Source organism: Pseudomonas sp. W15Feb9B (genome assembly GCF_000828175.1).
Lineage (GTDB): Bacteria > Pseudomonadota > Gammaproteobacteria > Pseudomonadales > Pseudomonadaceae > Aquipseudomonas > Aquipseudomonas parakoreensis.
The window spans coordinates 45,274-60,395 of the sequence record NZ_JTKF01000073.1 but is presented as its reverse complement, the minus strand read 5'-3'; the positions used below and the strand labels follow the sequence as shown (position 1 = coordinate 60,395).

12 protein-coding genes are annotated in these 15,122 nt (G+C 61.2%); 2 read left to right on the top strand and 10 right to left on the bottom strand.

Annotation, left to right across the window (positions count from 1 at the left end; all coding sequences use genetic code 11):
- Positions 1-215 precede the first annotated feature (215 nt).
- Together OC71_RS26460 and OC71_RS26455 are read left to right on the top strand one after the other, a co-directional pair.
- On the top strand, positions 216-638 hold the full coding sequence (locus OC71_RS26460) for a phasin family protein (protein WP_041074948.1): 423 nt from the start codon (positions 216-218) through the stop codon (positions 636-638).
- Positions 639-648: 10 nt separating this feature from the next.
- Positions 649-1,572: a phasin family protein gene (locus OC71_RS26455; RefSeq protein ID WP_041074946.1), complete on the top strand. Its 924-nt coding sequence runs from the start codon at positions 649-651 to the stop codon at positions 1,570-1,572.
- 257 nt (positions 1,573-1,829) lie between these two features.
- Here the strand turns inward: OC71_RS26455 and OC71_RS26450 are convergent, their stop codons facing one another.
- The 10 genes from OC71_RS26450 to OC71_RS26405 all read right to left on the bottom strand — a co-directional run bounded on the left by OC71_RS26450 (position 1,830) and on the right by OC71_RS26405 (position 14,869).
- A complete protein-coding gene (locus OC71_RS26450) occupies positions 1,830-2,450 on the bottom strand; it encodes a TetR/AcrR family transcriptional regulator (protein ID WP_041074944.1) in 621 nt (206 codons plus the stop codon).
- Positions 2,451-2,480: 30 nt separating this feature from the next.
- Positions 2,481-4,163: a class II poly(R)-hydroxyalkanoic acid synthase gene (phaC, locus tag OC71_RS26445; protein WP_041074942.1), complete on the bottom strand. Its 1,683-nt coding sequence runs from the start codon at positions 4,161-4,163 to the stop codon at positions 2,481-2,483.
- 139 nt (positions 4,164-4,302) lie between these two features.
- Positions 4,303-5,157: a poly(3-hydroxyalkanoate) depolymerase gene (phaZ, locus tag OC71_RS26440; protein ID WP_041074940.1), complete on the bottom strand. Its 855-nt coding sequence runs from the start codon at positions 5,155-5,157 to the stop codon at positions 4,303-4,305.
- Positions 5,158-5,294: 137 nt separating this feature from the next.
- On the bottom strand, positions 5,295-6,974 hold the full coding sequence (gene phaC / locus OC71_RS26435) for a class II poly(R)-hydroxyalkanoic acid synthase (protein ID WP_041074938.1): 1,680 nt from the start codon (positions 6,972-6,974) through the stop codon (positions 5,295-5,297).
- A gap of 257 nt (positions 6,975-7,231) precedes the next feature.
- Entirely contained in the window at positions 7,232-7,609 is a 378-nt protein-coding gene (locus OC71_RS26430) for a gamma-butyrobetaine hydroxylase-like domain-containing protein (RefSeq protein WP_041074936.1), read from the bottom strand.
- A 119-nt stretch (positions 7,610-7,728) separates the two neighbouring features.
- On the bottom strand, positions 7,729-9,066 hold the full coding sequence (gene hslU / locus OC71_RS26425; protein ID WP_041074934.1) for an ATP-dependent protease ATPase subunit HslU: 1,338 nt from the start codon (positions 9,064-9,066) through the stop codon (positions 7,729-7,731).
- Between the two features lie 55 nt (positions 9,067-9,121).
- Positions 9,122-9,652 (bottom strand): ATP-dependent protease subunit HslV, encoded by a 531-nt coding sequence (hslV, locus tag OC71_RS26420; RefSeq protein ID WP_007968352.1) that lies wholly within the window; start codon positions 9,650-9,652, stop codon positions 9,122-9,124.
- Between the two features lie 289 nt (positions 9,653-9,941).
- Positions 9,942-10,649, bottom strand: a complete 708-nt coding sequence (locus tag OC71_RS26415) for an SPOR domain-containing protein (RefSeq protein ID WP_041074932.1) — start codon at positions 10,647-10,649, stop codon at positions 9,942-9,944.
- 1 nt (position 10,650) lies between these two features.
- Positions 10,651-12,387, bottom strand: a complete 1,737-nt coding sequence (gene argS, locus OC71_RS26410; protein WP_041074930.1) for an arginine--tRNA ligase — start codon at positions 12,385-12,387, stop codon at positions 10,651-10,653.
- A gap of 262 nt (positions 12,388-12,649) precedes the next feature.
- Positions 12,650-14,869 carry a primosomal protein N' gene (locus OC71_RS26405; protein ID WP_041074928.1) on the bottom strand — a complete coding sequence of 740 codons (2,220 nt, stop codon included), beginning with the start codon at positions 14,867-14,869 and terminating at the stop codon, positions 12,650-12,652.
- Between the last annotated feature and the right edge of the window lie 253 nt (positions 14,870-15,122).

Here is a 15,122-nt window from a genome sequence, read left to right as displayed (position 1 = left end):
CGGGCTTGCCCGCGATGGCGTTGGGTCAGATAACGAAAATTCTGGATGTGCCGGCCTCATCGCGGGCAAGCCCGCTCCCACAAGGGTTCGTGTTTGTCCTGCAGACTGTTTATGTCAGTTGTTAGGGTGCCGTTTCTAATTTTTCTCCCTACTTTGTGCCTGAGCCCGACACATCTGCGGGCAGTTCCTCAAACCTTCTGCGCGTGAGGTGCACCATGGCCAAAGTCATTCTGAAGAAAAAAATCGACGCTTCGACTTCTGCTCTGAGCGACGTCAAATCCTATGCCCGCAAGATCTGGCTGGCAGGCCTGGGTGCCTACGCCAAGGTCGGCCAAGAGGGCAGCGACTACTTTCAAGAGTTGATCAAGGCTGGTCAAACTGTTGAAAAGAAAGGCAAAAAAGCCGTTACCGAAAAACTTGAAGCCGCCAACGCCGAGATCGATGAAGCCAAGGGTGAAGTCAGCTCGTTCAAAGGTCGTGTCGAAGTTCAGCTCGACAAGGTCGAGAAGGCGTTCGACTCCCGTGTGGCAAGCGCCTTGAATCGTATCGGCATTCCGTCTAAACATGACGTTGAGACACTCTCTGCTAAGCTCGATGAGCTGACGGCATTGCTCGAACGCGTCGCGCGTAAATCTTAAGGAGAACGGGATGGCTGGTAAAAAGAACACCGATAAAGAAGGCAGCTCGTGGATTGGGAAAGTCGAAGACTACTCCCGCAAAATCTGGCTGGCTGGTTTAGGCGTGTACTCGAAGATCGACACTGACGGCAGCAAGCTCTTCGAGTCACTGGTCAAAGACGGCGAGAAAGCCGAGAAGCTCACCAAGTCTGCAGTCGGCAAGAAAGTCGATGCCGCCAAGGACTCCGCTTCGTCGGCCAAGTCGCGCATCAGCGGCGTGAAAGATCGCGCACTGGGCAAGTGGGACGAGCTGGAAGGGGCTTTCGACAAGCGCCTGAACAGCGCGATTTCGCGCCTGGGTGTACCAAGCCGCAATGAAGTCAAAGCGCTGCACAGCAAGGTCGAGACCTTGACCAAGCAGATCGAAAAACTCACCGGTCTGAAAACCCAACCGGTTGCAGCGAAAACCGCAGCGGCCAAACCGGCAGCCAAAACCGCCGCCAAGCCACTGGCTAAAGCGGCTGCGAAACCAGCTGCCAAAGCTGCGGCCAAGCCAGCGGCAAAAGCCGCTGCCGCCAAGCCTGCTGCTAAAACGGCCGCTGCCAAACCAGCCGCCAAGGCTGCCGCGAAACCGGTTGCTGCCAAAGCGGCTGCGAAACCTGCGGCCAAGTCCGCGGCCAAACCAGCCGCCAAACCAGCCGCCAAGCCAGCAGCGAAAACCGCTGCCGCGAAACCGGCCGCCAAACCTTCGGCCAAACCGGCTGCGGCGAAAAAACCGGCAGTGAAAAAACCGGCCGCGCCGAAGGCCGCTGCTCCGAAGCCAGCTGCACCCGCAGCAGCCAAGCCAGCCACCCCGGCAACCCCGGCCAGCGCGTCGAACTCTGCCGCTGCACCGACTCCGGCAGCCACCCCGACTGCTGCATCGACCCCGTCGACGCCAACCAGTCAGTCCTGATTTTTCAGGGCAAAACAAAACGCCCGGCCTGTGAAGGTCGGGCGTTTTTGTTTGTGCTTTTTAAAAGCTTACCCTCACCCCAGCCCTCTCCCCGAGGGAGAGGGGGCCGATTCGGGGATGCTTCAGCCTTACACCGACCTGAAAGTGTCGTATTGAATCCATAATCGACTGGATTTTTCAGGTCTCCGTATCGCGTAAGACAATAAGGTCAGTCCCCTCTCCCTCTGGGAGAGGGTTAGGGTGAGGGGCTCTTGATTTCATTCGTGATCTTCGAGGTATTGCAGGGCCATCCGCTCCGTCGCCACTTTCACCGGCGGCAGTAGATGCGGCGCCACCAGCATCATGATCTGGTACACCACCAGTTTGACCTCGCCTTCACGATCGAGAATCCGCTGATAGTCCAGCGAGAACAGCAGGGTCATGGTGATCTGCTCCACCAGTTGCCCCAATGCCTGGGTATCACTGACCAACTGCCCTGCCGCCTTCAACCGCGCCAGCAATGACGCCAGGGTGCGCTTGAGCGCATTGAGCAGATGACGAATGCCTTTGGCCAGTTTCGGCAGCCGCCCGGCAAGGTTCGACAGGTCCTGGAACAGAAACCGGTATTGCGCCAGGCGCTCGACGATCAAGTGCAGAAACAGCCAGTAATCCTCCGGCGCCAGCTCGACGTCCGACGGTGGGTCGAGCAGTGGCGTCAGTTCATTCTGGAAACGCTCGAACAGGCCGAGAATCAGCGGCTCCTTGCCGTGGAAGTGGTAGTAGAGGTTGCCGGGGCTGATCCCCATTTCGTTGGCAACCTCCATGGTGGAGACATTGGGCTCACCCTTTTCGTTGAACAGTTGCAGGGCACATTCGAGAATCCGGTCGCGGGTTTTCATCCAGTCTTCTTAGAAAAGTTCGGTTAAGCGTCAGCGCACATGCACGTAGGTGCCGGGTGCTGCCTCCATCGGTGGATAGTTCGGGTTGCCGAGCGTGAACGTGGTTTCGCGCTGGGCGCCGGAGCGTTGCTGAATCCACTCCAGCCACTGTGGCCACCAGCTGCCGTCGACGCGTTTGGCGTCGTAGTACCAGGCGCGTGGATCGCTGCTGAGCTTGCCGTTCTCGACGTAGTTGGCTTTCGGGTTGCTCGGCGGGTTGAGGATGCTTTGCACGTGGCCACTGTTGGACAGCACGAAGCGCCGCTCCCCGCCAAGCAACAGGGTCGAGCGGTACACCGCGTCCCACGGCGTGATGTGGTCATTCATGCCGGCCACGCTGAAGCTGTCGACGGTGACTTTCTGCAGGTCGATCGGCGTGCCACAGACTTCCAGCCCGCCCGGATGGGTCAGCGGGTTGTGCTTGAAGAAGTCCAGCAGGTCGCCGTGAAACGCGGCGGGCAGGCGGGTGTTGTCGTTGTTCCAGTAGAGGATGTCGAACGCGGGCGGCTCTTTGCCGAGCAGGTAGTTATTGACGAAGTAGCTCCAGATCAAATCGTTGGGCCGCATCCAGGCAAACACCTTGGCCATGTCGCGTCCGTCGAGCACGCCTTTCTGATAGGAGCGGCGCTTGGCGGCTTCGAGGGTTTGTTCATCGGCGAACAGCGTGGCCGGGGTTTCAATCTGACTGTCGAGCAGGCTGACCAGATAGGTCGCGCTGGAGACACGTCGCAGCTGCCGCTTGGCTTGCAAATGCCCCTGCAGGGCGGCAATGGTCAGGCCACCGGCGCAGGCGCCCATCAGGTTGACGTCGCGGGCGCCGGTGATCGCCCGGCAGATGTTCATCGCTTCTTCCACTGCTTCGACGTAGGTCGACAAGCCCCATTCGCGATGGCGCACGTCTGGATTGCGCCAACTGATCATGAACGTCTGCAGGCCATTTTTCAGCGCGTACTGGACGAAGCTGTTCTGCGGGCTGAGGTCGAAAATGTAGTACTTGTTGATTTGCGGCGGCACCACCAGCAGCGGCTTGGCGTATTGCTTTTCGCTCATCGACTTGTACTGGATCAGTTCAAGCATCTCGTTGCGAAACACCACGGCGCCAGAGGTGGTGGCGACGGTTTTGCCGACCTCGAATGCCTGTTTGGTGACCTGGCGCGGCAGGCCGTCGTTGTGCAGCAGGTCATCGAACAGATGACTCAGACCGCGCACCAGACTTTGCCCGCCGGAGTTGAACAGCTCCTTGACTGCCAGCGGGTTGAGCAGCGTATTCGACGGTGCCACCGCGTCGTTGAGCAAGGTGAAGGCGAAGTGCGCGCGGGCGCGATCGTCATCGCTCATGTTGCTTTCATCAATCCAGCTCTTGACCTGTTTTTGCCAGGCCAGATAGGCCTGCAGGCTGCGCCGGTAGAACGGATTGAGACTCCATGCCGGATCAGCGAAGCGGCTGTCGTTCGGGTTGGTCGGGTGCAGGGTTTCGCCGAGCAGCACGCGACCGAGTTGGCCACCGAGTTTCAAGGCGTGCTTCGCGCTGTGAATCGGGTTGCGCAGACCGTGGGCGGCGACGCTGCGCAAGGTCGAGATCAGGTCCCGGCCGCGCAGGCCGGTGATCGCACTTTGTGCGTTGATGAACACGGCGGGGCTGGGCACAACGCCCGTCGCTGGTTTGTCGCGCATGACTCAACACTCCTTCGTCTTCAGGTCAAAAACAAACTCACCGAACCAGAACACCATAGTCGCTGTTACGGGTTGCTGCCCGCGCGGCGTCCTGCCGCGCACTTTGTTCAAAACCCTGCATAAAGCCTGCCGCAGTGATTCAGCCGCCCAGCGGGGTCGGATGCGGATGCATCACGGCGCGCTGGCGTTCCTCCTCAAGGAATTTCATGATGATCGGCGCCACGGCTTCGGCGCGGGTGATCAGGAACAGATGACCGTCGTCGATGATGTGCAACTGGGCGTTGGGAATCCGCCAGGCAAGCATGCGCATGTTGATCAGCGGGATCAGCGGATCGTCGTCGCCGGCCAGTACCAGCGTCGGCTGATGGATCTTGTGCAGCCAGTGAATGCTGGTCCAGCCCAGGCCGGCGAACAGCTGCCAGTAGTAGCCGAGTTTGCCCGCCGAACGCACCTTGGCGGCATGGCTGGCGGCCAGCGTCGGGTCGCGGCGGAACGAGCCGCCGTAGATCAGCGGGGCGATACGGATCACGTGCGATGGCTGAATGTAGCGCCGCGGACTGGCCATCATCCACAGCACTTTCGGTTTACCCGGCACCATCACCGCACCGGCGGCGGTTGCTGCCAGCACCAGTTTCTTGCAGCGCTCGGGGTAGTCGTGAGCAAACTGTTGCGCCAGCGCGCCGCCCCAGGACACGCCAATGACGTTGACCTGACCGTAATCGAGGTAGTCGAGCATCCGCGCGGTCAGCTTCGCCAGCCCGGGAAAGCGATACGGCCGGTTGGGCGTCGACGAGCCGCCGACACCGGGCACGTCAAAGGCGATCACTTCCAGATCCGGGTCCAGCGCCGCGACAAATGGAAATACCAGCTCCAGGTTGGCGCCGATGCCGTTGAAAATCAGCAAGGGCGTCAAATGAGGCTTGCCGGGACGTACCGCCGTGCGGAGGGTCTGACCATCCAGGTCGACGGTACGGAAAATGAACGGTTGCGGCATGCTTCAGGCCCTGTGGATGGAGTCTGTTTCTCAAATTTATAACTGTGGGAGCGAGCTTGCTCGCGAATGCGATCAATCATTCAACATTGATGGTGACTGACACGACGCTTTCGCGAGCAAGCTCGCTCCCACAGGTTTTACCGCTCGTGAACGTAGGTGCCCGGCGATGCTTCGCCTGCCGGATAAGCCTTGTTGCCCAGTTTCAGTGGTGCTTTTTTCAGATTGCCCGAGCGCTCGGCCTGCCACGCCTGCCAGTACAGCCACCAGGAATCGGTGTGCTTGGTCGAGTTCTCTTGCCAGTCATCGGCATTGGCGGCCATGCCTTCGCTGGTCATGTAACGCGATTTCGGGTTGCCCGGCGGGTTCAGGATGCTCTGGATATGCCCGCTGCTCGACAGCACGAACTCGACCTTGCCACCAAACAGCTGCGCCGACTTGTAGCAGGACTTCCACGGGGTGATGTGGTCGTTGGTGCCGGCCAGCGAGAAAATGTCCGCGGTGACCTGCTTGAGGTCGATCGGCGTGCCGCACACTTCCAGTGCATTGGGCCGAATCAGCGGGTTGTTTTTGAACATCTCGATCAGGTCGCCGTGGAACGCGGCCGGCAACCGGGTGGTGTCGTTGTTCCAGAACAGGATGTCGAACACCGGCGGCTCGTTGCCGAGCAGGTAGTTGTTGACCCAGTAGTTCCAGATCAGGTCGTTGGGGCGCATCCACGCGAAGACCTTGGCCATGTCTTTGCCTTCGAGCACACCGGCCTGATAGGAGTGGCGCTTGGCGGTCTCCAGGGTCTGCTCGTCGACGAACAGGGCGACGTCGCTGTCCAGCGTGGTGTCGAGCACGCTGACCAACAGCGTGAGGGCGTTGACCTTGTTCTCGCCGATCGCGGCGTAGTGGCCGAGCAGGGCGGTGCAGGTAATGCCGCCGGAGCAGGCGCCGAGCATGTTTACGTCTTTGCTGCCGGTGATGGCGGTGACCACGTCGACGGCTTCCTTGAGCGCATCGATGTAAGTCGACAGGCCCCACTCGCGCTGGGCCTTGGTCGGGTTGCGCCAGCTGACGATGAAAGTCTGCACGTTATTACGCAGGCAGAAACGCGCCAGACTCTTGTCCGGGCTCAGGTCGAATACGTAGAACTTGTTGATCTGTGGCGGTACCACGAGCAGCGGGCGCTCGTGGACTTGCTCGGTGATCGGCTTGTACTGGATCAGCTCCAGCACGTCGTTGCGAAACACCACCGCGCCTTCGGTCACGCCCAGGCTCTTGCCGACCTCGAACGCGCCCATGTTGACCTGGCTCGGCATGCCGCCGTTGTGCACCAGATCCTTGGCCAGATGCGAGAGGCCATCGAGCAGGCTTTTGCCGCCGGTCTCGAAGAAGCGTTTGACCGCCGCCGGGTTGGCGGCGGTATTGGTCGGGGCCATGGCTTCGGTCATCAGGTTGATCACGAAGTGGCCGCGCGCGATGTCTTTGGGGGACAGGCTGCTGTCGTCGATCCAGGAATGGAGCTCCTTGCGCCACGCCAAGTAAGTTTGCAGATAACGTTTGTAGAGCGGGTTCTGACTCCACGCCGGATCAACGAAACGACGGTCATCGCTGGCCGGTTGCAGTTCGGATTTGCCGAACAGCACGTTCTTCAGTTCGAGGCCGAAATGGGTGACGTGCTTGACACTATGGATAGGTTGTTTGATGGCCTGGGTCAGCACCATTCGAGCAGAGGCCAGCAGATCCTTTCCGCGTAGCCCAACGACGGGATTAAGCCCCAGGGTGTTTTCCGAGGCTTGGTACTTCAGGTCATCGTTATTCTTGTTACTCATCTACGACGCTCCATTGTCCTGAGACGAGTACCCGGTTTCGGCTGTGCAGTTCCACAGCCAATGCCAGGTACTACTGCTCGGGTGACCGTTAATTCTGCATAGCTGCTTTACAGTTCATAGAGCACTGCAGGGAACTTGCCAGCTCCATTGGTTACCCGAGTTTAATTTTTTTCGCAAGCAGCCGATCCTCGACCGCCAGGCGCAGCATTCAAACAGATGAATTTAGAAAATGCCCTCTAAAGAGCAAGAGTCTCGGACTAGAGCATCAGCTTGACAATCGACTGGTCCGGATCGCGGGTTTTTCCGGCGGCTTTGAGCTCGGCCAGATAATCGGCCCAGAGTGCGTCATAACGTCGCCCCAGCTCGTAGAGGTAATCCCAGGTGAACAAGCCGCTGTCGTGACCGTCGTCGAAGGTCAGTTTCAGTGCGTAGTGACCGGCCGGTTCCAGGCCGCTGAGGCCGACATTGAGCTTGCCGAATTGCAGGATCGGTTTGCCGTGGCCCTGGACCTCGGCGGAAGGGGAGTGCACGCGCAGAAATTCCGCGGGCAGGTTGTACTCCTCGCCGGACGCGTACTTGAGCGTCAGGGTTTTCGAGGCTTTGTGCAGTTTGATGTCGGTGGGGATCGTGGTCATTGCAGGTCATCCGACTGTGATGAACCCCTGTAGGAGCTGCCGCAGGCTGCGATCCTTTGATTTTGCTTTTCAAGATCAAAAGATCGCAGCCTGCGGCAGCTCCTACAGGGAAGAGTGACCTACAGGATATAACGGGACAGGTCTTCGTTCTGCGCCAATTCGCCCAGATGGCTGTTGACGTACGCAGCGTCGATCAGGATCGGCTTGTCGTCATGCGCGCTGGCCAGGTCGCCGGCACTGAACGACACCTCTTCCAGCAGACGCTCGAGCAGCGTGTGCAGGCGACGGGCACCGATGTTCTCGGTCTTCTCGTTGACCTGCCAGGCGATCTCCGCCAGACGCTTGATGCCTTCCGGCTGGAACTGGATGTTCAGGCCTTCAGTCTTCAGCAGCGCGCAGTATTGCTCGGTGAGCGATGCGTGCGGCTCGCTGAGGATGCGCTCGAAGTCTTCCGGGCTCAGCGCCTTGAGTTCGACACGGATCGGCAGACGCCCTTGCAGCTCAGGCACCAGATCGCTCGGCTTGCTCAGGTGGAACGCACCGGAGGCGATGAACAGGATGTGGTCGGTTTTGACCATGCCCAGCTTGGTGTTGACGGTGCAGCCTTCGATCAGCGGCAGCAGGTCGCGCTGTACGCCTTCACGGGAGACATCGGCGCCGCCGACATTGCCGCGCTTGGCGACCTTGTCGATTTCGTCGATGAACACGATGCCGTGTTGCTCGACCGCTTCCAGCGCCTTGGCCTTCAGCTCTTCTTCGTTGACCAGACGCCCGGCCTCTTCGTCGCGCACCAGTTTCAGCGCTTCTTTGACCTTGAGCTTGCGGGCTTTCTTCTTGCCCTTGCCCATGTTGGCGAACAGGTTCTGCAACTGGCTGGTCATCTCTTCCATGCCAGGTGGCGTAGCGATTTCGATGCCGGCCACTTCGGCGACTTCGATCTCGATTTCCTTGTCGTCCAGCTGGCCTTCACGCAGGCGCTTGCGGAACAGCTGACGGGTGTTGGAATCGCTGCTCGGGGTTTCTTCGTTACTGAAGCCCATGCGTGCCGGTGGCAGCAGTGCGTCGAGGATACGATCCTCGGCAGCGTCTTCGGCGCGGTGACGCACGCGGGTCATTTCCTGCTCGCGGAGCATCTTGATTGCGGCATCGGCCAGATCACGGATGATCGATTCGACGTCACGCCCAACATAGCCGACTTCGGTGAATTTGGTCGCTTCGACCTTGATGAACGGCGCGTTGGCCAGCTTCGCCAGACGACGGGCGATTTCGGTTTTACCGACACCGGTCGGACCGATCATCAGAATGTTTTTCGGGGTCACTTCAACGCGCAGCTCTTCAGGCAACTGCATGCGGCGCCAGCGGTTGCGCAGGGCAATCGCGACGGCGCGCTTGGCATCGTCCTGGCCGATGATATGGCGGTTGAGTTCGTGGACGATTTCGCGGGGAGTCATGGACATAGTAATTGACGGTCCTCAAGCAGAAACAAGCCGTGGCACTTAGGCCGCGTCAGGCTTATTCAGCGAGATCCTGCTCCTCAATGGTCTGAGTGTGGTTGGTGAATACACAGATGTCGCCGGCGATACCGAGGGCGGTTTCGACGATCTCACGGGCCGACAGGTCGGTCTTTTTCAGCAGCGCGCTGGCCGCAGCTTGTGCGTAGGCGCCGCCGGAACCCATGGCGATCAGGCCATCTTCAGGTTCGACCACGTCACCGTTGCCGGTGATGATCAGCGAGGCGTCCTTGTTGGCGACCGCGAGCATGGCTTCGAGGCGGCTCAGGGAGCGGTCGGTGCGCCATTCTTTGGCGAGTTCGACAGCGGCGCGGATCAGGTGGCCCTGGTGCTTCTCGAGCTGGCCTTCGAAGCGTTCGAACAGGGTAAAGGCGTCGGCGGTGGCACCGGCGAAACCGGCGATGACCTGGCCGTGGTACAGGCGGCGAACTTTCTTCGCGTTGCCTTTCATCACGGTATTGCCGAGAGAAACCTGGCCGTCGCCGCCCATGACGACTTTGCCGTGGCGGCGGACTGAAACGATGGTGGTCAAGGGAAGAGTCTCCACGCAGCGGGGCGAAAATGCCTTATGCCCATTCATATGGGGGTGCTGGAGAGGATTTCAACCACGGCGCTGGAGAGGGGACGAGCGGTGATGGAGGGGGATGCAAATCCTTGTGGCGAGGGAGCTTGCTCCCGCTCGGCTGCGCAGCAGTCGTAAAACCTGCAACCCCGGTCTGTCTGATGCACCGGATTCACAGGGTTTGGGGGCGCTTCGCACCCCAGCGGGAGCAAGCTCCCTCGCCACAAAGTCCGCCGAACGATTTACGTACGGCGAGTGGTCAGCGGCTCTGGCGTTGTTGTAACAACAGGTTGCTGAAACCGCTGCCCGCCAGTTGTTTCTGTGCGGTGGTCAGCTGTTCGCGGTTGCTGAACGGGCCAACGAGTACGCGGTACCAGGTTTCATCCTTCACCGTGCCCGACTCAACCGAAACAGCCTGGCCCAGCAGAATGATCTGCGCGCGCACCTTGTCCGCGTCCGCCTCTTTGCGGAACGAACCGGCCTGGAGGAAGAACTTGGTCACCGGCGCCGCTTTCGCCACCGGTGGCGCTGGCGGCGGGGTGATGCCCGACAGCGCAGCCTGCGCCCGAGCAGTATCGATTTTCGCCGCTTCCGCCGGGGTGACCGGCGTGGTCGGCACTTGTGGCGTCGGCAGGGTTTTCTCCGGCACGGCGTCCGGCGGCACGATCACTTCCGATTCCGGCAGCAGGGTGTAGAAATCGTACTTCGGCTTCACCGGTTGCGTCGGGCTCGGCGGGGTCTTGTTGGCCTCGGCGATCTTCGACGCTTTCTGCTGCTGCGCCTGCTCGACTTTCTCGCGCTTGACCGTGTCGCTGCCCTTGCCCGGCTCCAGTTTCATCAGGAATACGATGAACGCACCGACCGTCAGGCCGATGGCCATCCACAGCCAGCCCGGAATCGGTTGCTTTGCAGGAGCTTGGTAACGGCTGGCGCCACGCTTGGGTGCAGGTTTTTTCTTGGCAGCCAACTTACATGCGCTCCAGAGTTTCCAGGCCCAGCAGTTCCAGGCCTTGCTTGAGAGTACGACCGGTCAGCGCGGCCAGGCGCAGACGGCTCTGCATCTGGGCCGGCGTCTCGGCGGCGAGGATCGGACAGTTCTCGTAGAAGCTGGAGAACAGACCGGCGACGTCATACAGGTAAGTGCAGAGGATGTGTGGCGTGCCTTTTTCCGCGACGTTGTTCAGTACTTCGCCGAACTGCGCCAGTTTTGCCGCCAGCTCTTGCTCGTGCTCGGCTTCGAGGGCGATCTGGCCATCGACTTCGCTGAAGTCCTTGCCCAGTTTGCGGAACACGCCGGCCACCCGAGTGTAGGCGTACAGCAGATACGGCGCGGTGTTGCCTTCGAAATTCAGCATCAGGTCGAAGTTGAAGCTGTAGTCGCTGGTGCGGTGCTTGGACAGGTCGGCGTATTTCACCGCGCCGATGCCGACGACCTTGGCGATCTTGCGCAGTTCGTCTTCGGCCAGCTCCGGGTTTTTCTCTTTGACCAGGTTGTAGGCACGTTCCTGGGCTTCGGTCAGCAAATCGATCAGCTTCACGGTGCCGCCATCACGGGTCTTGAACGGACGGCCATCGGCGCCATTCATGGTGCCGAAGCCCATGTGCTCCATTTCCATCGGATGGGTCACGAAACCGGCCTTGCGCGCCACGGCGAACACTTGCTGGAAGTGCAGGGCCTGACGCTGGTCGACGAAGTACAGCGCGCGGTCGGCCTTCAGTTTGCCAGAACGATAGCGCACGGCCGCCAGGTCAGTGGTGGCGTACAGGTAACCGCCGTCAGCCTTGACGATGATCACTGGCAGCGGATCGCCGTCGGCGTTCTTGAACTCGTCGAGGAACACGCACTGGGCGCCGTTGCTCTCGACCAGCATGCCCGCGGCTTTCAGGTCGTTGACCACGTTGATCAGGTCGTCGTTGTAGGCGCTTTCGCCCATCACGTCGGCCATGGTCAGTTTGACGTTGAGCAGTTCGTAGATCTTCTGGCAGTGCGACAGCGAGATGTCCTTGAACTTGGTCCACAGCGCCAGGCACTCGGCATCGCCGGCCTGCAGCTTGACCACCAGACCACGGGCACGGTCGGCGAACTCTTCGGATTCGTCGAAACGCTGTTTGGCTGCGCGGTAGAAGTTTTCCAGATCGGACAGCTCGTCGCTGGTGATCGGGTTTTCCTGCAAGTAAGCCATCAACATGCCGAACTGGGTGCCCCAGTCGCCCACGTGGTTCTGGCGGATCACCTCGTCGCCGAGGAACTCGAGAACACGGGCCACGCCGTCGCCGATGATCGTCGAGCGCAGGTGGCCGACGTGCATCTCTTTGGCCAGGTTCGGTGCCGACAGGTCGACCACAGTGCGCTGCACCGGGCCGGCCTTGCGCACGCCAACGTGAGCATCGGCCAGCGCGGCGTCGAGGCGCGAGGCGAGGGCCTGGGTGTTCTGGAAGAAGTTGATGAAGCCGGGGCCGGCGATTTCGGCCTTGGTGACGTTGTCGTCGGCCGGCAGCGCAGCAATGATTTTCTCCGCCAGATCGCGCGGCTTCATGCCCGCAGGCTTGGCCAGCATCATGGCGATGTTGCTGGCGAAGTCGCCGTGGGTCTTGTCACGGGCGTTCTCCACCTGAATCGCCGGCGACAGGCCTTCAGGCAACACACCTTCGTTGACGAGTTGGGTGAGGGCTTGTTGGATCAGCTGGCGAATGGTGTCTTTCATGGTCTTCTCTTTCGACCGCAAGCGCGGCGGCGCATCGATGCGCGGGTGGAAAAACTGGGCATTATCCGTTGCGAAGACGGGCTTGCCAACCTTAGCAGGCAGCTTATGGATATGTGGTGACAAATTACCCTGTGGCGAGGGAGCTTGCTCCCGCTCGGCTGCGCAGCAGTCGTAAAACCGGCGGGCTCGGTTTGGCTGGCACTGCGGTTTTGGGGCCGCTTCGCGCCCCAGCGGGAGCAAGCTCCCTCGCCACAGGTCAGCGTCAATACAGATCCACGGGATCGACATCCAGCGACCAGCGCACGGCCCGCCCGCTCGGCATCTGCTCCAACTCCAGCAACCAGCTGGCGAGCAATCGATGCAGCGGTGCCCGCGCTGCCGCCTGCACCAACAGCTGCGCCCGATAGCGACCGGCTCGGCGCTCCATCGGCGCCGGCACCGGCCCTAGCAGTTCGATCCCGCCCAGCTTCTGCTCGGCCAGCAAACGCTCGGCGGCGCTGCATGCCTCATCGAGGAAACCTTCGGCCTGCCCCGGTTTGTGCGCTTCGGCACGCAACAGGGCCAAGTGTGAAAACGGCGGCAGTCCCGCAGCGCGGCGCTCGCTCAGCGCCTGTTCGGCAAAGGCGAAGTAGCCCTGCTCGGTCAATTGCACCAATAAAGGATGGTCGGCCAGGTGGGTCTGGATGATCACCTTGCCCGGCTCTTCCGCCCGTCCGGCGCGCCCGGCCACCTGCACGATCAACTGCGCCATACGCTCGCTGGCGCGGAAGTCGCCGGAGAACAGCCCGCCGTCGGCATCCAGAATCGACACCAGCGTGACCCGGGGGAAGTGATGCCCCTTGGCCAACATTTGCGTGCCGACCAGAATGCACGGCTGTCCCTTCTGAATCGTCGCGAACAACTGATTCATCGCGTCCTTGCGCGAGGTGCTGTCGCGGTCGACGCGCAGCACCGGGTAATCCGGGAACAGAATCGCCAGGCGTTCTTCGGCGCGTTCGGTACCGGCGCCCACCGGGCGCAGATCAACTTTATTGCACTTGGGGCATTGGCGCGGTGTGCGCTCGACGTTGCCACAGTGGTGGCAGCGCAGTTCGCCGTAGCGTTGGTGCACGGTCATTCGCGCGTCGCAGCGCGAGCACTCGGACATCCAGCCGCAATCGTGGCACAGCAACGTCGGCGCAAAGCCGCGCCGGTTGAGGAACACCAGCACCTGCTGGCCGGCGGCGAGGGTCTGGCCGATGGCTTGTTGCATCGGCCCGGAAATGCCGCTGTCCAGCGGACGGCTTTTCACGTCCAGCCGCAGGAAGCGTGGTTGCCTGGCGCCGCCGGCTCGTTCGTTGAGGCGCAGCAGGCCATAACGACCGGTGTAGGCGTTGTGCAGGCTTTCCAGCGAAGGCGTGGCGGAGCCGAGGACGATCGGGATGTTTTCCTGTCGCGCGCGCACCAGCGCCAGATCCCGGGCGTGGTAGCGCAGGCCTTCCTGCTGTTTATAGGAGCCGTCGTGTTCTTCGTCGATGATGATCAGCCCCGGGTTCTTCATCGGGGTGAACAGCGCCGAGCGCGTGCCGATAATAATGTCGGCCTCGCCGTCGCGCGCGGCGAGCCAGGCGTCGAGGCGCTCGCGGTCGTTGACCGCCGAATGCAGCAGGGCGATGCGTGCGTTGAAGCGCTGCTCGAAACGCGCCAGGGTCTGTGGGCCGAGATTGATTTCGGGAATCAGCACCAGCGCCTGCTTGCCGGCTTCGAGGGTTTCGCGGATCAGTTGCAAATAGACTTCGGTCTTGCCGCTGCCGGTGACGCCCGCCAGCAGAAACGCGTGATAACTGTCGAACCCGGCGCGGATCGCCTCGTAAGCGGCGCGTTGTTCGGTGTTGAGTGGCAACTCCGGCTGGGCCAGCCAGTGTTCATGGCGCACGCCGGGCGCGTGCCGGCGGATTTCCACTTGCACCAGGCCCTTGGCCAGCAGCAGGTCGAGGCTGTCCTTGCTCAGCATCAATTTGCTCAACAACTGATGAGCCACACCGTGCGGGTGCTGTGCCAGCGTCGCCAGCGCTTCCCGTTGCCGTGGCGCGCGGGCGACGCGCGGATCATCGAGGCTGGCGCCGGGCGCGACAGACCAGAAGCGCTCCTGACGGGCTTCGGCCGGTTCGCCCTGACGCAGCAGCACCGGCAGCGCCCAGCTCAAGGTATCGCCGAGGCTGTGCTGGTAATACTGCGACGTCCACAGGCACAGCTTGAACAGTGCGGGCGGCAGCGGCGGCTCTGCATCGAGCAGGGCCAACGCCGGCTTGAGTTTCTCCAGCGGCACGTCGCTGGTATCGGTGATCTCGACCAGAATCCCGATCATCTCCCGCCGCCCGAACGGCACACGAAGGCGCATGCCCGGTTGCAACTGGGCGCGCTGCACCCCGGCCGGGGCCCGATAGTCGAACAGGCGGCGCAGGGGCGAAGGCAGGGCGAGGCGCAGAATGGCGTCGGGCACGCGGGGGGATCTCTATCAACACAAAAGGAGGCTTGGCGCAGTTCAACTGTGGGAGCGAGCTTGCTCGCGAACGCGGTGTGTCAGGCACGAAATCATCAACTGGCACAACGTATTCGCGAGCAAGCTCGCTCCCACAGGGGAGTGTGTTCAAGCCCGGGAGCCTAGCAGACGGTCGGTCTCAGGGACAGCTTGCGCGATTGGCATTGTCTGGTAGAATCCGCGGCCTAATTACGTGCGGTATTCAACAATAGTG